This is a genomic window from Tenacibaculum sp. XPcli2-G (genome assembly GCF_024124505.1).
Taxonomy (GTDB): Bacteria; Bacteroidota; Bacteroidia; order Flavobacteriales; family Flavobacteriaceae; genus Polaribacter; species Polaribacter mesophilus.
On the sequence record NZ_JAMXSH010000002.1, the window covers coordinates 167,534 to 189,466 of the forward strand.

The 21,933-nt window shown below is 31.7% G+C and carries 19 protein-coding genes; 4 read left to right on the top strand and 15 right to left on the bottom strand.

Annotated features, from left to right (window positions below; translation table 11 throughout):
* Positions 1-5: 5 nt before the first annotated feature.
* The 11 genes from NH341_RS05445 to NH341_RS05495 all read right to left on the bottom strand — a co-directional run bounded on the left by NH341_RS05445 (position 6) and on the right by NH341_RS05495 (position 12,987).
* Positions 6-533 (bottom strand): 3-hydroxyanthranilate 3,4-dioxygenase, encoded by a 528-nt coding sequence (locus NH341_RS05445; protein ID WP_047789336.1) that lies wholly within the window; start codon positions 531-533, stop codon positions 6-8.
* Positions 534-630: 97 nt separating this feature from the next.
* Positions 631-1,407, bottom strand: coding sequence for an SDR family oxidoreductase (locus NH341_RS05450; protein WP_073181338.1), 777 nt, complete (start codon positions 1,405-1,407; stop codon positions 631-633).
* Positions 1,408-1,409: 2 nt separating this feature from the next.
* Entirely contained in the window at positions 1,410-1,628 is a 219-nt protein-coding gene (locus NH341_RS05455) for a DUF6500 family protein (protein WP_073181339.1), read from the bottom strand.
* Positions 1,621-3,063, bottom strand: a complete 1,443-nt coding sequence (locus NH341_RS05460; protein ID WP_253055936.1) for an aldehyde dehydrogenase — start codon at positions 3,061-3,063, stop codon at positions 1,621-1,623. Before NH341_RS05460 ends, NH341_RS05455 begins: the two co-directional genes overlap by 8 nt.
* Before the next feature lie 68 nt (positions 3,064-3,131).
* A complete protein-coding gene (locus tag NH341_RS05465) occupies positions 3,132-3,545 on the bottom strand; it encodes a RidA family protein (RefSeq protein WP_047789340.1) in 414 nt (137 codons plus the stop codon).
* A 64-nt stretch (positions 3,546-3,609) separates the two neighbouring features.
* Entirely contained in the window at positions 3,610-4,128 is a 519-nt protein-coding gene (locus NH341_RS05470; RefSeq protein WP_047789341.1) for a DUF1697 domain-containing protein, read from the bottom strand.
* Position 4,129: 1 nt separating this feature from the next.
* Positions 4,130-8,968: a DNA repair ATPase gene (locus tag NH341_RS05475; RefSeq protein ID WP_253055938.1), complete on the bottom strand. Its 4,839-nt coding sequence runs from the start codon at positions 8,966-8,968 to the stop codon at positions 4,130-4,132.
* An 87-nt stretch (positions 8,969-9,055) separates the two neighbouring features.
* A complete protein-coding gene (locus NH341_RS05480) occupies positions 9,056-11,125 on the bottom strand; it encodes an SPFH domain-containing protein (RefSeq protein ID WP_159615686.1) in 2,070 nt (689 codons plus the stop codon).
* 28 nt (positions 11,126-11,153) lie between these two features.
* A complete protein-coding gene (locus NH341_RS05485; RefSeq protein ID WP_047789344.1) occupies positions 11,154-11,864 on the bottom strand; it encodes a hypothetical protein in 711 nt (236 codons plus the stop codon).
* 2 nt (positions 11,865-11,866) lie between these two features.
* A complete protein-coding gene (locus NH341_RS05490) occupies positions 11,867-12,580 on the bottom strand; it encodes a PspA/IM30 family protein (RefSeq protein ID WP_239178949.1) in 714 nt (237 codons plus the stop codon).
* A gap of 11 nt (positions 12,581-12,591) precedes the next feature.
* Positions 12,592-12,987, bottom strand: a complete 396-nt coding sequence (locus NH341_RS05495) for a molecular chaperone Tir (protein WP_047789346.1) — start codon at positions 12,985-12,987, stop codon at positions 12,592-12,594.
* A 241-nt stretch (positions 12,988-13,228) separates the two neighbouring features.
* Here NH341_RS05495 and NH341_RS05500 point away from each other — a divergent pair, with 241 nt between their 5' ends.
* Positions 13,229-13,987: a helix-turn-helix domain-containing protein gene (locus tag NH341_RS05500; RefSeq protein WP_047789347.1), complete on the top strand. Its 759-nt coding sequence runs from the start codon at positions 13,229-13,231 to the stop codon at positions 13,985-13,987.
* A 4-nt stretch (positions 13,988-13,991) separates the two neighbouring features.
* Here the strand turns inward: NH341_RS05500 and NH341_RS05505 are convergent, their stop codons facing one another.
* From NH341_RS05505 to kynU, 3 genes are read right to left on the bottom strand one after another with little or no spacing between them, the layout of a single operon-like run.
* On the bottom strand, positions 13,992-15,389 hold the full coding sequence (locus tag NH341_RS05505; RefSeq protein ID WP_239178951.1) for an NAD(P)/FAD-dependent oxidoreductase: 1,398 nt from the start codon (positions 15,387-15,389) through the stop codon (positions 13,992-13,994).
* Positions 15,382-16,581 carry a S41 family peptidase gene (locus tag NH341_RS05510; protein ID WP_253055940.1) on the bottom strand — a complete coding sequence of 400 codons (1,200 nt, stop codon included), beginning with the start codon at positions 16,579-16,581 and terminating at the stop codon, positions 15,382-15,384. Before NH341_RS05510 ends, NH341_RS05505 begins: the two co-directional genes overlap by 8 nt.
* Positions 16,582-17,841, bottom strand: coding sequence for a kynureninase (gene kynU / locus NH341_RS05515; RefSeq protein WP_253055942.1), 1,260 nt, complete (start codon positions 17,839-17,841; stop codon positions 16,582-16,584).
* 148 nt (positions 17,842-17,989) lie between these two features.
* On the opposite strand from kynU, the gene NH341_RS05520 reads away from it, so the two are divergent.
* Genes NH341_RS05520 through NH341_RS05530 form a run of 3 tightly spaced genes read left to right on the top strand, consistent with a single transcriptional unit; the run spans position 17,990 to position 19,849 of the window.
* Positions 17,990-18,766, top strand: coding sequence for an IclR family transcriptional regulator (locus tag NH341_RS05520; RefSeq protein ID WP_253055944.1), 777 nt, complete (start codon positions 17,990-17,992; stop codon positions 18,764-18,766).
* 4 nt (positions 18,767-18,770) lie between these two features.
* Complete coding sequence (locus tag NH341_RS05525; RefSeq protein WP_073181362.1) at positions 18,771-19,337, top strand: Crp/Fnr family transcriptional regulator; 567 nt, start codon at positions 18,771-18,773, stop codon at positions 19,335-19,337.
* 59 nt (positions 19,338-19,396) lie between these two features.
* Positions 19,397-19,849 carry a hypothetical protein gene (locus NH341_RS05530; protein ID WP_073181363.1) on the top strand — a complete coding sequence of 151 codons (453 nt, stop codon included), beginning with the start codon at positions 19,397-19,399 and terminating at the stop codon, positions 19,847-19,849.
* A 69-nt stretch (positions 19,850-19,918) separates the two neighbouring features.
* Here NH341_RS05530 and serA read toward each other — a convergent pair whose 3' ends face one another.
* Entirely contained in the window at positions 19,919-21,811 is a 1,893-nt protein-coding gene (gene serA / locus NH341_RS05535) for a phosphoglycerate dehydrogenase (RefSeq protein WP_073181364.1), read from the bottom strand.
* Positions 21,812-21,933: the final 122 nt, after the last annotated feature.

The following is a 21,933-nucleotide window of genomic DNA, read 5'->3' on the forward strand; positions in this document are numbered from 1 at the left end:
AAAATTTATGCTTTGTTTGGTGCTTCCATCACAGTACCACATTTATCACAAGTACATTTCTCTTTGTCAGAATAGTACTTATCAAAAATTATTGGCATATCAGTTTCAATATTATCTAAAGCAAATTCTTCTCGGTATAATTGATGTCCACAATTTTCACAATACCATTCCAAGGCATCCATCATTCCTTCATCACGTGGATATTCAATAACTAAACCTACTGTATTCGCTTTACGTTGTGGTGAGTGTGGCACCTTCCCTGGTAACAAATAAATATCTCCTTCATTAATTTCAACATCAATCATTTCACCCTTATCATCAATAATTTTCAGTACCATATCTCCTTCTAACTGATAGAAAAATTCTGGAGTTTCATTGTAGTGATAATCTTTACGATTGTTAGGTCCTCCAACAACCATTACGATATACTCCCCATTATCCCAAACTTGTTTATTTCCAACTGGTGGTTTTAATAAATGACGATTTTCATCAATCCACTTTTTAAAATTTAAAGGTTGTACTAACTTGCTCATTTTATTTAGATTTTTAGACTTTTAAACACAAGAGTTAAGATTGTTTTAAAGATACTTAAATAGTCTTATTTCAAAAAGTCTTTATTTTTGATCTCTTTTATAAAGATTTTGTTCTTCCTCCATCAACAGGAACATTAATTCCGTTGATAAAACTTGCTCTTTCACTTGCTAAAAATACAATAGCATTAGCTACTTCTTCAGGTTTTGCAAAACGTTTTGCTGGTGATGCATTTTTCATCATTTCTGCTACCTCTTCTATCGATTTACCTGTTTTAGCGGCTTTATTATTGATAATTTCTGTCAAACGTTCTGTCGCTGTTGCCCCAGGTAATACATTATTTACAGTAACTCCGAACTGTCCTAACTCATTCGCTAATGTTTTACTCCAATTGGCAACTGCGCCACGTATGGTATTTGAAACTCCTAAACCATCTAACGGTTGTTTTACTGATGTAGAGATCACATTAATTACTCTACCATAACCTTCCTCTTTCATAAAAGGAACTACCGCTTGCACCAACACATGATTGCATTTTAAATGCATGGTAAAAGCACGTTCAAACTCTTCTAACTTGGCATTAAATACTGGACCTCCTGCAGGTCCTCCTGTATTATTCACCAAAATATGAAACTGTAAGTTAATCGCTTCTAATTTCTCTTTTAAATCTACTGGATTGGTGAAATCAGCAACTAAATACCCATGATTTTGTTTATTGTTTGGTAATTCTGTCAACACAGCTTTCAGCTTTTCTTCACTACGAGCCACTAAGGTTACATTTACTCCTTCTTGGGCTAATTGTATTGCTGCTGCTTTTCCTATTCCTTGCGTACTACCACATACTAAGGCATTTTTATGTTGTATCTCTAAATTCATCTCTATTCGTTATTCTGAATCATTTGTTTAATCTTAACTGCTTTCTCAAAATGATCTAATTGATGCGTTTGAATCCACCAAGTAGCCACTTCCATTAATATTTTCGGATTGTCATTTTTATTTTTGAAAAATGCATAAAACGAAAGCCCTACATTTTCTCCTTTTTTAGCAATCTTCTCTTCACATACAGCAATTATTTTTTCCTTTATTTCTTTATTCATATTTTATACATACATTTTTGGGTTCTGTAAAAAAGCGTAATGCTTCAAAACCTCCTTCACGCCCTACTCCACTCGCTTTTTGACCTCCAAAAGGTGTTCTTAAATCACGTAATAACCAAGTATTCACCCAAACAATTCCTGTATGTAATTCTTTAGACATACGCATGGTTCTTGTCAAATTGTTTGTCCATAGTGTTGATGACAATCCATACACCACGTCATTAGCTAACTGTAAAGCTTCTTCTTCTGTTTTAAAAGACATTAAAGTAACTACAGGCCCAAAAATCTCTTCTTGATTTAACCTACACTTATTACTTGAAACTTCAATAATCGTCGGTTGTAAATAGTAACCGTTCTCACAATTCTTAACAGTGACTCTGTCACCTCCGTATAAAATCTTCCCTCCTTCTTGTTCCGCAATATCTATGTATGATTTTACCTTTTCTAAATGTGGTTTCGATACCAAGGCTCCAATATTTGTATCTTGATCAAAAGGATTTCCTATTTTTAATTGCGATACTTTTTGAACAAAATCTTTTTTGAATTGCTCGTAAATACTTTCCTCTACAAAAATTCTACTTCCGCACAAACAAATCTGACCTTGATTTGCAAACGATGAACGTACAGTAGTTTCTAACATTTTATCATAATCACAATCGGCGAAAATGATGTTTGGATTTTTACCTCCTAACTCTAATGATAATTTCTTAAACATTGGCGCTGCTGTACGAGCTATGTGTGCTCCTGTAGCTGTTCCTCCTGTAAATGAAATCGCTTTAATATTTGGATGCTCAATAATGGCTTGTCCTGTGGTAGTTCCTAATCCGTGAACTATGTTTAATACCCCTTTAGGTAAACCTGCTTCATTACAAATCTCCCCTAACAAATAGGCTGTCATAGGTGTAACTTCACTCGGTTTTGCTACAACACAATTTCCTGCAGCTATTGCTGGAGCTATTTTCCACGTAAATAGGTAAAGTGGCAAATTCCATGGAGAAATACATGCAACTACACCAATCGGTTGACGTAACGTAAAGTTCATCGCTCCTAAACCTACACTTTCGTGAGCTTCGGATGAAAATTGCGTAATTGCATCTGCAAAATATTGAAAATTAGATGAAGCTCTCGGAATATCAATCGCTGTAGCTAAACTTAATGGTTTTCCATTATCCTTTGCCTCAGCTTCTGCCAATTCAGGTAACCTTTGCTGAATTAACTGTGCTATTTTAGAAAGAATATCCCTACGTTCGTTTAAGGTAGTGTTTGACCAAGACGGAAAAGCTTTCTTAGCTGCTTCATATGCTAACGCTACATCTTCTTTAGTAGAATTAGGAATTTGACCATACACTTCTCCAATAGATGGATTATAATTATCAATATAATTATTTGCTACCGGTATAACGAATTCTCCGTTTATATAATTTTTAATAGTCATTTCATTCACAGATTAAAGAAACCAAGAGAGGAAAAAGTCTCTTTTCTTTTCTAATGGTTCTTTGTTCTTTATTCTTGCTTTTTGTACGCTACCACTTTAATTTCAATCAATAAATGAGGATGTGGTAATTGATGTACAGCTACTGTTGTTCTAGTTGGTCCGTTATAATCAAAATATTCAGCATATACTTCATTATAACCTCCAAAATCATTCATATTCACCAAAAATGAAGTTACATCTACAATATCTGATAAGTCTGCTCCTACTTCTTGTAAAATATCTCGAATGTTTTCAATTACCGCTCGGGTTTGCTTTTTAATATCTAAGTTGGTCGTTCCAAATTTATCTACGGCAACACCTTCAAAAGAATTATCAGGTCTACGTGAACTGGTTCCAGATACATAAATAAAATCTCCTACTTGTTTTACATGCGGAAACTTTCCTCTTGGTATTGCTTTTCCTTTGATTACTTTACTATCCATGTTTTATATTTTTTAATTTCAAATGCATTTTTCATGAGATTTCTCCCTTTGATAGAAATGACATTTACGAACTGGCTAACTCTATTAATTTATTCGTGGTTTTAAAGTTACGAGTAGTTGCTGAAACTTTTAACTTTCTTTCAAAAAAATTATTCGTCAATTTTGTTTTCCCATACCCTCCAGCTGCATTTACATAAACCACATCTTTTAAGATGGTGTATTCATCTTCTTTCGCATCTACTTCTATCTCTTTTATTGTAGTTTCATTGAATAAGAAAGTAAAATATATTTGTTTTTCGTTTAAATTACTATAAGGGTTGTTTTGAAGAATCTCTTTTATTTCTTTTACTTCTTTTGCTAGAACAAGAACATCATAATCATATTTTTCTTTAATTTTTGTATGAATATTCTTTTCTACCTCTTTTGAGTCTTCTCTAGTTTTTAACACAATATTGCCACTTTGGATATAGGTCTTTATAGTATTATATCCCAGTTCTTCTAACAGTGTTTTTAATTCTTGCATCGGAATTTTATTTTTCCCTGAAACATTAATCCCTCTTAACAAAATAATTATTGTGTTCATTTTATCCTTGCAATCCTTTTCTTAAAACCTCTTTAATACCTTCTAAATTATCTGAAAATGACATCATTTGGTTTAATATTTGAGCCATTTCATTTTTATTCCCCAAACCTTTTAGCTTATTATTCTTAACAAAAATTTCTTTTATATCATTCCATCGGTTTGCTTCGTTTTCTGATATATCTCCTATTAATTCTTTATACTTCAATAAATTTGCTTCAGCAGAAGATGTTAATGTTTGAGATTCACTTTCATAATGAGACAATACCAGTCTTTTTAACTCATTATCATTCATTATTGGTACTACTTTAGCTACTAACTTATTCATGTCTCGATATGAACCTTGTAACTTAAAAGAGGGTTCTGTTCTATATTCATCTTCCTTTGCAGCCGACTCAATATATGCTTTATTTACTTTTAAGATGGTATTCCTTATAGTTATTACTTTTTCTAATACCGAAATATAATCTTGAATCTCTTGCTTTGTATGATTTCCTTTCAACTCCCCTTCTTCAGTATTATTTTCAACTCTATTTATCAAAGCATAAACATCTTCAAAATATTTACTACTTAACTGGTGTAGTATAGGATTTGATGTTAATGAGTTTTCTATTAAACTAAGTTTAAATAAATGATCTGTATCTCCTATAATATCTCCTAAGTTATATATATCAGCTCGGTTAGCCAACATATCAGGTATTTGAAACTTATCTCCACTTTCAGTATATGGGTTTCCAGCCATAATTACACAAAACTTCTTTCCTCTTAAATCATATGTTTTTGGCTTTCCGTTATATACTCCTTCTATTTTTCTTGTTCCATCTGAAAGAGAAATGAATTTTTGTAAAAACTCAGGATTACAATGCTGAATATCATCTAAATACAACATTACGTTATCTCCCATTTCAAAAGCTAAATTTAACTTTTTGAGTTCTTCTCTAGAAGCTGAATTTGTTGCTGCTTCCGGGTCGACTGAGGTTACCTCATGACCAATGGCAGGTCCATTAATTTTCATAAAGATTAATCCTAACCTATTGGCTAGGTACTCCATCAAAGTAGTTTTTCCATAACCTGGGGGTGATATTAAAAGTAACATCCCCATTCTGTCTGTACGTTTATTATCTCCAACCGTTCCTAACTGCTTAGATAAGTTATCTCCTATCAAGGGAAAGTAAACTTCATCTATTAGCTTATTTCGAACAAAGGAAGATAATACTCTTGGCTTAAATTCATTTAACTTTAATGTCTCTTTTAAATTTTCTACCAATAGGTGTTTCGCCTCTTTGTATGCTAAAAAATTAGGTACGTCTTCTTTTGAAAAAACCTCTAATCTTTCAATAAAACTATGATAATTAAATTCAAAACTTCCTTCAATAATAGTATCGTGTTCTCCTCTTAACTCTTTAATGGTTTCTTCAGGGTTTGCATGTAAAACAGCATTAGGCTCATGGTGAAATAATAATAACGAAATTACTTCATCTGTGTAATTTTCATTTCCATCAATAGATGTTATAAATGAGCTTACCCATTGTTTAGTCAGCTGAATTTTTGCGCTATAATCTGTAGTCTTTTCAAGATTACTTTTAAACACATGTAATGCATCTTGTTTTGTTAGATACTTTATAAAGTCTTCTTTTATTCCCAACGCAATAGCGCTTATTATAAATGAATTAGTGCTTTTTAATTGGTTAAATAGGTAACTAGCTATTGTTTTTCCTACCTCTTTAGAAAACAATAAAGTTTCTTCTGAAAGAGTAGTTATTTCTTTTTGTAATTTATTTATTAAAAAATCGTATTCTTTACTTTCAGGAAAGAATCGTAGGACATCTCCTGATGCTTTTATTGAAAAATTATAATAATCTTGATGCTCTTTAGGCAAAGAATTCCAAAAATATTGAGCGTATGCTCTAGTGTTTGAAGCGTATGTTAATAAACCTAATTCGTGATGTTTATGGACTAGTGTATACAATATTTTAAAAGCATCAATATCGTGCACGCCTTTTACATATCCTTCTGCAAACAAGCTTCCACTTTCATTTTGAACTAACGCTAATAAACCTTGTTCGTTTAGCTTTAATAATTCATCTATTGAATACGAAGTAAATAATTTATACGCCAAATAAGAAGATCTATACACTAAATCGTTCTCAGAAACTAGTTCTTGATTCCAATATTTTTCAGATTTAAGTAAAATTTCATTTTCAACTTCTTGATAGAAATTGGTTCCTGTTAAATGATAATGTAACGTTTGATCTTTGTAAACTATTGATAAATCCAACGGTTGTTTATTAACTCCAAACTTGTGTTTTCCTAAGCGAATTATATTCTCACCATCTTCATATAACTCTTGTTTATCTTTTAATTTTCTTAATGCATCTTCTTTAGCTACTTTAAGTTGTGTTTCTATAGCTTCAGCTTTACCAACTGACTCTAAATCTTTTAATTGATTAACAATATCTCTAACTTTGTTAATCATTAAATCAGCAGCAAAATATCCGTTAATATCTTCAACTGAGGGGTAACTTTGTGCCTTTTTTGCTATACTTTTTAAAATTCTTTCAGAAGCAGCGCTTAATGCTTCTATTTTCTTATTTCTTTTTTCGAGTATTGTACTCTTTCGGGCATCAAAAGCATTATGAACTTCTTCTCTCTTCTCTATAATTAAGGAAATAAATTCTTCAAAATCGGCAAACTTACCTTCAATTTCCTCTAACTGAATTGCTATTTTTGTGAGGAACTCATCACATTTTTCTGGCGTAGTAGCCATATCAATGTAATTAATAATACTTTGATCTATAAGTTTTAATTGAGCAGAAAAATCTGCCTTAGCTTCTTTACTTCCTAAAGTTTTAATTGTATTTTTAATTCCTGCTTTTAATTGATTTAATGTAGCAAAGATTAAAGAGATATTATCAATAATTCTAGTCGATTGAGAAGTATCTTCTATTTCTAAATTTGTTACAATTTCAATTAAAAGTTCTAAATCTGTTGTTATTTGATCTACTTCTTTTTCAAGTTTTTTAGCTTCTACTACCTTTTTTATAGATGTTAAATCATCTTGCCTTTCTTGAACGCGTTTATGGTAGGGTTTTAGAGCTTGATCATTCAACAAAAATTCTACACATCTTTTTGATATTATTGTGTTTTGTTCTTCAATTGAGTTTTCAATTTCTTCTAATATATCAATTGCTATATAACGAACATCTTTCAAGCTTATGACCTGCCCTCTTAATACTCGTAGTTGATTTAATAAGTCAACAAAATCTTCTATGGTCTTAAAAGAAGTACTTTTGATCTTACTTAAAAGTTCATTAGATTTTTCTTGAATAATCTTGCCTTCTTTAGCTGCTTGTTGCTTTAATTGAGTTACCTTTTCAAATTCATCAATAGCAGCATTTGCTGCATCGTTAATTTCTGCAACAGGTACACTTAACTGTTCTGTTTCGGGCTCATTTATCCAGTAATAACTACTATTAATATCATTAGATTTCTTAGCTATATCACTATATAAACCAGCATAACTATCTTCTTTATTTAAAAGTGTTATTAATTCATGGCACTCTGCCATTGCTTTTACAATATCTTTATTACCAATCTTATAAAGTAAGGTATCTTCATGTAATGATGGAATACTGTCTGTTTTTACATAAGGTGTTTGCCAAATTTGAACAACATGGTGTTTTGTTTGCTCATTTTCAGTTTTGAAGTAACACAATTCTCCATTCTCTAAAATTGTAAAACCATTGCAAACAATAGGTGTTTTTACCTCTTGCTCAATAATGTTATAAGACATTAATATATATAGCCCTCTTATTGTAGCATAAAACACATATAAAAAGTCTTCTCCGTTGGGAGAAACTATTTTCTCTTGGAACTTAACGTCTTTAGCGTTATTTTCAAAAAGTTTATACTGCCCTGTTTGTAAATAATATCCATCAGGAAAAATAAGACCTTGATCGTCTGGTAATAATACAGCACAGTCTTTAACACTATTTACTTTTTGAACTTCTTGTAACTTATGATTATAAATAAAATAACGAGCTTCTTCCTGAAATGGTTTTATCTCTAATAAAATAAGGTTTCCTAAATCGGCATAACGAAACTGACCATCATCTAATGTTTGATCAACATGTTCTACTGGCTCTTCAAGAATTCCTTTTCCTTCATCAGTGTTATCTTCTATCTTAATAGTTAAATCACCTCCGATAGTTTCGACAAAAACTTTATCTAAAATAGAAATATGAGAGTAAGTACCATAACGGTGCATATCTCGGGTTACTTCTTGCCAATTAAATTCATGTTGCTTTGGAAACCTGTATTCATGCTCACTTCTATTATCAACATATACTAATTCATTTTCCTTTATTAACCACTTAAAAGTTTTCACATCGGTTTTACTCTCACTTAACTGGAAAACCATGTGAAGGTAATTATCTATAATTGCAAATTTTGCAAAAATAGTATTTCGATAATACTTGTATAGGTTAGTAAAGTCAGTTATGAAAGTTTCATTATGAAGAAAATCTAATGATTTAGGCTGAAAACGATTGTCTTTAAACTCATAAGCGCTGAAAACATCCGATAACTTAATATCTGTTCTTAGTCCAAAATGAACATTATACCCAAAGATTGAAGTGTTTCCTAGAGATACAATATCTCTAGCTATACAGTTGTTTTCTGTGTTAATTCTATCATTTGCTATAAGCTTTGTTTCAATTGTACCAAACACATGCTTTCTAGCATCATTTAATCTTTGTAACCTATTTAGTAGCTCTTTTTTTTGTTTTTGAAGACGGCTCTGAATAATCTCATAAGTTCCGCCATCAAGTTGTTGATTATCCATATAAAATTACGAGTTAAAATTAATTTTAAAACACTTATTAAAAGAAATCCCGAGTGTTGAAAAATCAATACCCGGGCAAGTGTTATTCTAACTCATTTTTTTATTAGATATATCTAAACCTTTTGCTAAGCTAAAAAGGTTTCCTAAAAGCGTTTGATCGTCATCAGATGTTGCTCTTTCTTTAAGAGTCATTAATAAGTTAGCAATTGTTAGGTTTTTAATATCATCAGAAGAAATTCCGTATTTTACAGCAAAATCTCTAACGCGTTCCATTAAGTTTCCTTTCACATCATCACTACTTAAAATAGCATCCTTTACCTCTTGTAAATTACTACTATTTTCAATCATCTTATCTAGTCCTTTAGCCTTAGTAATTTGTCCCATTATTTGCTCAAAGAACATAGTCTCTCCTCCTACTATATCAATTTTAGCAGATTTTAATGCTTGTGCAATAACATCAGCTTGTGCATCTGCAATATCTTTTTGTATGTTGATGTGCGCTAAATCTACTTTTAAATCTTTTTCTAGACGCAGTTTAAACTCTTCGTGTTCTTTACCTACACCATCTAATTTTTTCATTGCTGCTGCTTTTTCTTCAATTCCAGCTGCATCTGCTAAGGCTTTTTCTCTTATAATTTCCGCTTCAGCCATTCCTTCTTTTCTTAGTGCTTCAGCTTTTGCTTCAATACCTACAGCCTCTGCTTTTGCTTTCTTCTCAATAATAAGTGCCTCCATTGTACCAAATCGTTCACTAGCATCTGCTTTGGCATGCATTACTTGAGCTTCTGACATTCCTAAAGTAGCTTCTTCTTTTGCTTTTGCATCTGCTAATGTCTTACGAGCATCAGCTTCTTTTTCACTTGCTTCTTTATGTGCCTGCGCTTCAATGTTTATTTCTTCTGCTTTTTGTTTTGCAGCTTCTTTTTGAGCCTCAGCTTCTTTAATTGTTTTAATTAAATCTTCTTGAGCTTTTGCTTCAGCTAACGTAATGGTAACTTGCTTTTCTCTTTCTGCTGTTTTAAACGCCTGAATATCTTTCATATTCTCTTGTTCTTCAACAACTCCTTTTTCTAAAGTAACACGATCACGAATAACATCTTGTATGTTTTTCTTTTCTACTTCAACTACCTTTTCTTTTTCTATTTGAGCTAATGTAACAATTCTTTCACGCTCAGTAGCTTCTAACATTCTATCTTTTTCTACTCTTTCAGTTTCAACAACATCTGTACGTAATTTATTCTTAGCCGCTACAATAACTTGTCGTTGTTTATTTTCTTCTGCTACTTGTACTTTTTCCTCTGTTGCTATTCTTGCTGATTCTGATTTTAATAGCTCTTCTTGATTAACTTTTAAGATTTCAGCTTCTTCTCTTGCTTTAACGTTGGCTATTTCTCTTTTTTGTTGTTCTTCTTTTTCCGCTAATTGTTTATCTAATTCTAAAATAGCTTCACGAGCTTCTACATCTTGCTTTCGAATAGTTTTCTCTTCATCTCTTTTTATCAAGTTTGCTTTAATATTTTGTGCAGCTGTTAATTCAGTAATTTTTTTAATTCCTTCTGCATCTAAAATATTATCTGCTTTTAAATAAGATACTGATGTTTGCTCCAAGTAGTCAATTGCACAGTCTTCCAGTGTGTATCCATTTAAGTCAGTTCCTATTATATCAACAATTTCATCTCTAAACTCTCTACGAGCTTCATACAACTCTGTGAAGTCAAATTTTTTCCCTACCGTTTTTAAAGCTTCAGAAAACTTAGCTTCAAATAAATCTTCTAGAGTTGAAATGTCTGATGCTCTATCGCAACCTATAGTTTGTGCTACTTTTTTAATAAATTCTACTTCATTGTTTACTCTTACAAAAAAGGCAACTTTAATATCTGCTCGCATGTTATCCTTACAAAGCAATCCATCATTACCTAAACGTTCTATTTGAATTTTCTTTACAGAAATATCCATAATTTCTACTCTGTGAAATACAGGTATTACATACATTCCTTTATCTGTTGCTACTTTAGTTCCTCCGAAACCTGTACGTATCAATGCTTGCCCTTGCGGTACTTTTTTGTAAAACATTGCTATTATAGCAAAGTATAGAATAATAAGGAATAGAATTAAACCTACACCTACTCCAATAACCTGTAATAAACTGTTTGTCATAGTTCTTTTTTTTTAAAATAATTTGTTTTTAATTTATATATGATTGTGCGTAATAAAAAGACTTATCTTGGCTTTGTTTTATAATCAAGATTTGCTCTCTAAATTGTATAGGACTCCCATCTAACGATTTAATATTTATTGATAAGTGAGTCCCTTCAGCTTTTACTTCAGCTGAACCTAATTTTTTTTCTTTGATGTTCGATAAAGAAACTCCTACTCTACCTACTATATCTATCGGTAAATCTCCGTGTTGATTTAAGTTCTTAAAAAAACTTTTAAAAGGTGTTGTAAAAATTTTATTGATAAACAACGAGGGTAAAAAACCTATTAACATTAATGCAAAACCAAAGCTATTGTTTATACTTCCTGTTAAAACAGTAGAAAATGCCGTACAAATCCACCAAATAAAAATCCAACAGGTAAACGTAAACATAAAAGGTAACCCTACAAAATTGAAGTAAATCAGAAAAATTTGCCACCATTTTAATGGTTTTCTTCTCTTGCCTAGTACATCTTCTTTATTTACTTCTGCATTTGAAACATCATGAAAATCTGCATTCCCTCCTTCTATTCCTGAATCTGTATCAATATCAAAATCTGCATCGATATCTACGTCTATATCTAAATCGAAATCAACTCCTGAAATCATTGTCACTATCCAATACAACAAAAGTATAATTACCAGTATTGTAAGTGGCAAGTTAACAGATGAAAATATAATATCAGTAAAAGTGTTCAATTTTATTCTTCTTTACTATTTAACCCTAATTTTTCTTTTAATTTTGACAGACTTTCTTCTGCCGAAGTTTCAGTTACATCTGCTGCCTCTGACAGCTCCTTATCTATTGATTTAGATGATTTCGCTATTTCTCCATAAGCTTCAGCCAAAGCTTCTTCTTGTTTCACTTTCTCCTTCATACGCTCTAACATAGCAACAGTACTAGCACTATCAATATCAGCCATTTGTTTATTCAAATTCTTAGTTGCCTTAGAAACTTTAACTCTTGCTTTTAATGTTTTTAATTCATTTTCCCATTTACTAATATTCTGTTTAATCTCTTGAATATTGTGCTCTAATTTACTTACTGAGTCATTAAACTGAGCTTCTTCTTTTTTTACCATTCCTATTTTATGGTTTGTCTCTTCTTTTTTCATTAGAGCTTCTTTTGCTAATCGATCTGCTTCAGATACTTCTATATCACCATTTTGTCCTTTCTTTAAAATCAACACAGCTTTTTGCTCATAATCTTGACTCTTATATGTTAATTCTTCTACATCATTTTTAGCTCTAATAGCCAACGCCTTTACTTGCGCTAAGGATTCTAAACTCTTCTCTAAATTCAGTTTTAAGTCTCTAATTCCTTGTTCTGTCATTTTAATAGGATCCTCCATTTTATCTATCGCAGAATTTGCTTCTGATTGCCCTATTTTAAAAAGTCTTTTAAAAAAATTCATATCTATTTTTTTTAATATTTTGAAAAATTAATAATGTGATCTGAGTATTCACTTAAGAGTAAGCTAAGTGAGTTTAAACTCGCTTCAAACTCATTGGCGTCTAAATTCTCTAATTGAAGTGTATCTCTAAAAATAACACGCTCTCCACTTTCATCTAAGACAAAAGCTCCGTGGATTATATCTCTATTCTTTTGCAGTAAACTCCTAAAAACTTCTTGATTAGGCTCTTTAATTTTAAAGATATATTGTTCAAAAATTATAATTGGATTTGCAACTCCTATAATTAAGTTTTTAATTCCTTCGTTTTCTTTCTCAACAACAAAAATACCTTCTTCTTGATTTTCTTTTATTATATTGAAATTTAACCCAAGTAAAAACTCCTTTACCTTACTAAAATGTGTATTCATTTTTAAGCAGTTTGATTAGTTAATATAGCATTCTTTTTAAGCGATAATATTACAAAAAGTTTCTAAAATCAAAGACACTTAACATAATATTATTAGCAATATAGATTCAAAAAATTAATTTTAAACATCCCCCTACTAATTTTTAAACTAAGAAAATTAGCAAAAACAAAAATAATTAGCTAATATTGTTTACTCAAATATACAAAAATAAAAACATTTAGCAAATAAAATTAGCAAAAACATGTCGTTCTTTGGTAAAAACATAAAAAAAATCAGAAGTGTTAAACGTTTAAGCCAGCAAGCTTTTGCAGAACTCTTCAACCTTAAGAGAGCTACACTGGGCGCTTATGAAGAAGGCAGAAGCGAACCAAAAATTGATACCATTATAAAAATTGCTAATTATTTTAGCATTCCTATAGACAATTTATTAACTTCAGAGCTCACAGTTAATAATTTACTTCAGTTTAAAGAGGATTTAACCCTAGAAACTGAAAAACTATCAAAAGAAACCTTCACCATTATACCCTGCATAACCGAAAAGACAATTACAGAATACATAAAACACCACAACAAAACTTCTTTTATTGATGATTTATCCAAAATTCAACTCCCTATTAACTCTCAAAAAAAACTCAGAGCTTATACTGTTTCTAATTTAGAAATGGCTAATCACAATAATGGATTATACCCTAACGACATAGTAATAGGCCAGTTTACACCAAACAATACTATTAAGAACTTAAAAAATGGAGAACTCACACTAACTCTTGTTAAAAATGAATTGATTCTACGCAAACTATACATTGAAAACGATTCTGTAACTCTACGTGCAAACCATAAAAACATCCCCGATAAAACATTTTCTATTACAGATATTAAAGAATTGTGGAAAATACAATATGTATTTTTCAATAGAATTCCTGACCTTAACACCTCTATAGAAAACAAACTTTCTTTTTTAGAACAAGAACTTTTGAAACTAAAAAGAGAACTACAATAAACAACTATCTAAAACCCGCTATTTTATCTTCTTCTAAAATTTCGTTGGTTTCTTCTTGCACCTTTTTTAATACCTCATTCAAATCGGTGATTGCATCTAAATCATGATGAGCCACCATATTTAACAGAGCTTTATCTTGCGCACGTCCTTTTTTCATCGCTTCTGCATACGGAATCTCTTCATTAAAAGTTACCATAGAGTACTTTGAAAAATATTCTATTGGAAACGTCTTCTCTAAGTCCATTTCTAACTTCCTCTTTTGCTTAAATAATGGATTTGCTACATGATCACGCATTTCGTAAAAATTATCGATAGCTAAATCAGCAATCGCATCAGTATCTTCTTTACGTGCTTTTTCATACGCTTTAAAAGTAGCTTGCCAATCTCCTTCGTGCGTATCTAGAATCGTATCAAATACGGTTACATCTTCAAACGAAGCATTCATTCCTTGTCCATAAAACGGAACAATCGCATGTGCTGCATCTCCCATTAACAAAGTTTTGTTTTGATAATGCCAAGGCGAGCATTTTACCGTTCCTAAAGCTCCTGTTGGATTGTTTAAAAACTCATCTTTAATACTCGGTATCAACGCTAAGGCATCTGAAAATTCTTTTTCAAAAAACTCAGTTATCTTTTCTTCGGAAGTTAAATTATTGAAATTGTATTTCCCTTCATCAAAACTTAAAAACAAGGTTACCGTAAAGCTTCCATCTAAGTTCGGCAATGCAATTAACATGTACTCTCCACGAGGCCAAATATGCAAATGATCTTTACTTATTTGGTGTTTTCCTGACTTGTCTGCAGGAATTTCTAATTCCTTGTATCCGTGTGTTAAGAAATTCTGCGAATAGCTAAACAAGAATTTTCTTTCTAAATAGTAGCTTTTCCTCAATGCAGATCCTGCACCATCTGTTCCAAAAATCACATCTCCATCTACTGAAAACTCTTCCTTCGTATTGTAGTTTTTAAAATGCGCTACCGTATTTTCAATATCAACCGAAGTACATTCTGTATTAAAATGAATGCTTACATTTTCGTGTGCTTCCGCTTCGTTTAATAAGATTCCGTTTAAGTCTCCTCTCGAAATAGAATTGATATATTCTCCTTCTCTACCTGAATAATTAGAAGCAAACGTATTCCCTTCTCTATCGTGCATTAAACGTCCGTACATCGGAATACAAATTTCACGCGCTTTTTCTTCTACACCACATAAACGAAGTGCTTTAAAACCGCGATCAGATAATGCTAAGTTGATAGAACGTCCTGCTGAAATATCGGTAACTCGTAAATCTGGACGACTTTCATACATTGCTACCTTATAGCCTCTTTGTGCTAAACGAAGTGCTAATAAACTTCCGCATAAACCAGCACCTATAATTACTATGTTATCTTTTTTACTCATTTATTATTTGAATCGCTTTTTTATATGTTTCTTCACTTGTTTTCGTGTGAATTTCAGGAATAAATTTTTCTCTTGGCGTACCGCTTGCATGAAACAGTTTTTCAACAGGAAAACATAAATTGATCTTAGTATTTGGTAATCTATCACATTCAATAGCTCCTAACAATTTTGCCATCTCAGTTCCCACTACTGTTGCCGATTTTATGTTATCAAAACCTTGTGCTATTGCTTCTCCTACACTTCCTGTCCACCTTCCTGCTAATACAATAACTGGTTTTTTATATGGATTTTTTAAAGGTGTTAATAACTCAATCCAACTTCTTTTTATACCAAACTCTCTTTCTAAACTTACTTTTTCATGTTTTTGATATGGAATTGTTTCCGATATAAACTTTCCCATAATACTTTTAGCTACTTCAGCATTACCTCCACTTGGTGTATCTCTTAAATCTACAATTATCGCTTTAGTATCTCTAAACTCATCTACCTTTTTAGGAAAAGCTTTAATTACCTCATTGTTTCCTAAAGAATTATTTAGCTTTATATAACCTATATTTCCTTTTATAATTCTTGAACTTAAAGTTCCGTTTTCTTTTTTTGAAGCTGTAGGTTTGTTTAGTTTATATTGTTTTTCTTTTCCATTTTCTAGCACTAGAACCACTCTTTCTTCATTATGCTTTCCAGCAAACCATAAATTGGCAAAAAACTCTTTTACATCGCCTTTTGGGTTTTTAAAAGATTTTGGCAGTACTTCCTCTACTAAATCTTCAATTTTACGATTGTTAATACGAAGTAATTCATCTCCAACTTTTAATCCTGTTTCTTCAATTTCAAAACCCGATCTAATGTCAGCTATGTAATATTTCCCATCTTTTATTTTTATCCACGCATCAGTTGATGTTGGAATTAGTCGGAATGAAGACTTTAAATTTCGATTAATCCCCGTATGAGGGTCGTATAGTTCGTACGTTATATTCTCTATTAACCTAATAAACTGAGAATCATCCGAAACATTTTCTACCTCTTTTTGATAAATCTTTTTTACCTCATCCCAATTTGTTTGTTTTTGATCAAAGTAAGCGTAGAAGCTATCAAACATACTCCACAGATAATCAAAATCTTTTTGATACTTGGTTTGAGCTATACTACTAAAGCTACATAGAACTAAGAAAACAATAAGTACTTTTTTCATTTATAATAATGTTTTTAAAATTTCAACCATTCTGTATACATCTTTAAAACTGTTATACATTGGCACCGGAGCACAGCGAATTACATCTGGTTCTCTCCAGTCGGTTATGATATTGTTTTCGGTTAGTTTTTTGTGTAAACTTTTATCTGCATGCTGCACTTGGATAGATAATTGACACCCTCTTTCTTTCGGATTAGATGGCGTAATTATTTTAATTCTATCGGTATCAATCTGATTGATTAGATATTCAAAATAGCCTGTTAATTTTTCCGATTTAGCTCTCAGCGCTTCCATTCCAACTTCTTCAAACATATCTAACGAAGCTCTAATGGCTGCCATTGATAAAATAGGCGGATTTGACAACTGCCATCCCTCTGCTCCTGGCATCACATCAAAGGGTTGACGCATGTTGAAACGAGTTTCTTTGTTATGATTCCACCAGCCTGCAAAACGTGGTAATTCTTTATTATGTGCATGCTTTTCATGTACAAATAACCCTGCTAAACTTCCCGGACCCGAATTCAAATATTTATAGGTACACCAAGCTGCAAAATCTACTCCGCTATCATGCAATTCTGGCGAAATGTTTCCCGCACCGTGTGCTAAGTCAATCCCTACCATACAGTTTTTTGCGTGTCCTATTTCTGCAATACGTTTGATATCTAAATACTGCCCTGTATAATAATTCACTCCTCCAATCAACAACAAAGCAATTTCATCACCTTGCTCATCTACTATTTTCTCTAAATCTTCAATACGCAATAATTCTTCTCCTTCACGAGGTTTCCATTCTATCAGTCCTTCTTCTGTATCAAATCCATGGAATTTTAATTGCGATTGTACTGCATATCTATCCGAAGGAAAAGCATCACTTTCTATAACGATTTTATACTTTGTTTTACTCGGTTGATAGAACGACACCATTAACAAATGTAAGTTGGTCGTAAGCGTGTTCATCACCACTACTTCAATTGGTTTAGCTCCCACTATTTTTGCCATTGAATTGGTTAAAAACTCATGATATGGCATCCATGGGTTTCGAGCTTCAAAATGACCCTCTACTCCATATTTTGCCCAATCGTCTAATTCTTGTTGAATGTATTGTTGTGTTTGTTTTGGTTGCAACCCAAGAGAGTTTCCTGTAAAATACAACCAATCATTCCCTTTTGCATCTTTAGGAATATGAAACTGTGCTCTTAAGTGTGCTAATTTATCTTCTTTATCTTGTTGCTGTGCGTAATCAAGTGTTGGTTTGTACATACTTATCTTTATTTCTAAAAACCATTTCAAAACACTAAAGATACTTCATTTTTGATTCTAAATAAAAAACTAAAGTGTTTCATATAATAAAACGTTGTTTCATAAATCTACATAACTTTATTATATTAGTCAATAATTTTCCAAAAAAATGAAGCTAGATTCCAAAAGTTTAAATCAATCCATCATCAAAGCATTTACGGTTTTAGATGCTTTTACCAGTAATAAAAAAGAATGGGGTGTTAGAGAACTAGCTGCTAAAACTGGCTATAACAAGAGTACGGTATACCGATTACTAAGCACATTAGTTTCGTTGAATGTTGTACAACAGAATGATAATGAGAAATACCAACTGGGCAGTAAGTTGTTTGAATTAGGCAATCGAGTTTCAATATACAAATCACTAAGAAATTTAACTAATGAACCTATACAAAAGGTAGCTTTAGAAATTCAAGAAACGGTTTTATTGGGTATTTTAAAAGAGCAGCAAGTGCTACACATTAATAAAGCTGATAGTTTACAAGGACTAAAAATAAGTACTTCTATAGGTTCTTATACTCCCATTAATGGAAGTGCTATTGGAAAATTATTACTAGCTTTTGCTTCACCAGAAGCACAAGAATACTTTCTAGATTCGGTTACTCTAAGACCTTTTACCAAAAACACCATCACCTCTATTTCAAAATTCAAAGAAGAATTACTACTAATTCAACAACAAAAATTTGCATTAGACATAGAAGAATCAGAATTAGGCTTGGTATGTATTGCTATTCCAATTTATAATAACAAAGGAAAAGTGATTGCTGGAATCAGTTCTTCTGGACCTTTAAGTAGGTTTAAAATGGAGAACGTAACAAGTTATATTCAAATTTTACAGAAAGGAGCCAATATCATAGAACAGAATTTAAGTGACTTTGATAGTTTATAAAATTATGGAACAAATAAAAACACTCTTGCAATCTTTTGCTGACATCTCTGAAAAGGATTCAAACTATTTTTGCTCTAAACTCCAAAAAGTGACACTTCAGAAGAAAGAAATTGTATTAACCAAAGGAACCACTGAAAACTATCTTTCTTTTGTTGAAACAGGAATTTTAAGGTTATTCATTCCTAAAATTGAAAATGATGTAACATTTGGTTTTGTTTTTAAAAACAGCTTTATCAGTGCTTATGACTCTTTTTTAGCACAAACTCCTTCTGAATATAGTATTGAAACGTTAACCCCTACTATTTTATGGAGATTATCTTTTAATGATTTAGAAGACATTTATCAAAACACCTCCATTGGCAATGAAGTAGGAAGGAAAAACGCGGAGAATTTATTTTTACTAAAATCGAAACGAGAACTTTCTCTTTTAAACAATACACCTGAAGAAAGATACCTCAACCTTTTTCAAGAAAGGCCTGAATTAATCCAACACATTCCATTAAAATACATAGCATCTTATATTGGAATAACTCCACAAGCACTGAGTAGAATTAGAAAACGAATTTATTAACCCAAGTTCATTGACTCCTTCTTAAAGTTTCTTCAATTTTGGATAAAACTTTTTAGGCAATGAAACCATTATTTATTTTACTTCTAACTTTTATAGTTTCTATAGGAATACAAAGACTTATTTCAAAAAACATTAACTACCTGATTTCTGCCAGAATAGCCATGTGCACTATGCTATTGTTTACTGCATTAGGGCATTTTCTATTTACTGATGGCATGAGTAAAATGATTCCAAACTTTATTCCTTTAAAGCCAACTTTAGTATTAGCAACAGGAATTTTAGAAATTATATTAGCTATAGGCTTATTATTACCTGTTTACCAGAAAACAACTGCTTGGATTCTTATCTTTTTCTTACTACTTATGGTCCCTGCAAACATAAAAGCTAGTTTAGAAAACTTGAATTATCAAACGGGAACTTATAACGGAAAAGGACTTTCTTATTTGTGGTTTAGAATCCCATTACAACTCTTTTTTATTGCTTGGGTTTACTTTTCCACCTTAAAGAAATAACTATAAACAAAAACAAGGTCTACATTTTACTGCAAACCTCGAATAGTAAAAATTACATAGAATACGTTTTTAATACAGTACTCTAAATTTAATTGTTCCTTCAACTTTTTTAAGCTTTGTTATTACTTCTTGATTATATTCTTTATCAACATCAGTAATTACATACCCTACTTTTTCATCTGTAGAAAGATATTGTCCTGTAATATTCAATTCATATTTTGCTAACACCTTATTAATCTTTGCCATTATTCCAGGTACATTTTTATGAATATGTAAAAAACGATGTGCATTTTTATGCTTAGGTAAACGAATATTTGGGAAATTAACCGCATCAACCGTATTCCCTGAATTGATATACGCCATAATTTTGTTCGGAACAAAATCAGCAATATCTCTTTGAGCTTCTTCTGTACTACCTCCCACATGTGGAGTTAAAATCACATTATCTAATCCTTTTAACTCAGTATAAAACTCACCATTTTTTCTTGGCTCTTCAGGATACACATCTACAGCAGCACCTGCAAGTTTACCTGATTTCAACGCATCCACCAATGCTTCAATATCTACTACAAATCCGCGAGAAAGGTTTACCAAATGCGCTCCATCTTTCATTTCAGCTAACTCTTCCTTTCCTATATAGTTTTTGTTTGCTGAATTATCATCTACATGCAAGGTTACCACATCAGAAATATTCAACAACTCTTTTAATGTATCTAATCTTGTTGCGTTCCCTAAAGCTAATTTATCTTCAACATCATAATAGTACACGTCCATTCCTAAAGCTTCTGCCAATACAGATAATTGTTTTCCTATGTTTCCGTATCCAACAATTCCTAACTTTTTACCACGCACCTCTCTTGAACCTTGTGCTGTTTTATTCCATTGACCGTTGTGAATTTCTGTACTTCTTTGAAACACACTACGCATCAACATAATGATTTCTCCAATTGCTAATTCTACTACCGAACGAGTGTTACTATATGGTGCATTAAAAACTACTACTCCATTTTCTTTACATGCTTCTAAATCGATTTGCTTCGTTCCAATACAAAAAGCAGAAACCACCATTAACTTTTCAGCAGCTTCAATTACTTTACGAGTTACTTGTGTTTTAGAACGGATTCCTAACACATGAACATCTTTTAATTTTTCAATCAATTCATCTTCCGATAAACTTCTTGAAACAGTTTCTACAGAAAATCCATCACCTGTCAACTTTGTAAAAGCATCAGGGTGCACGTTTTCTAATAATAATATTTTAATTCTGTTCTTTGGGTATGATAGGTTTCTAGGCAATTTGTTAACGTATAAAAATTCATCTAAATTTGGGGTAATATGGTCGGCATTTGCGATTGTCTTATCTCTCGACACATTTTCTGTATAAGCAAAAAAAGTATCAGCAACACCAGCTTCTTTAGTTACAGCATCACTATAGCCATCTCCAATTACTTGTACTTCACCTTCTAAATTTAAGGATTTTAAACAATCTATCTTTCCGTTGTGCTTAGATAATGGATTTTGGGTATCAAATCCAACAATAACTCCATCTTTGTCAAACTCAAAAGTATTTGCGAATACTCTTTCCGACGGAATGTTATACTCGGCAACGATTGGGTCGATAAATTCTTTAAAGCCTGCTGAAATCACATAAATATCATCAGAAAAACTTTCAAAAAACTCTTTATTTCTCTCTATAGAAGGAGATACTTTTTGCTTTAGCTCCTCTATTAATAAAGGTAAATCAGACTTTTTTGCACTTAATAACTGAATACGTTTTTCTAAGGACTCAGTAAAAGAAATATCTCCATCAACTCCTTGATTAGTGATATGGATTACCTCTTGAATAATCTCATCTTTTTTCGGACTCCCATTTAAGGTGATTTCGGCTAAAACATCTAATGCTTCCACACTGGTAAGTGTACTATCGAAATCGAAAACGAAATTTCGTTTTACTAAATTCATGTTACTCAATTTGTGTTTTTGTTGTTGTGTTGTTAAGCCAACGAATGTACAAAGGTTTTCTTAAAAACACATATTACAAAACCCTTAAGTTTCAGTTTTTAACTATAAAAAACACGCTGCTT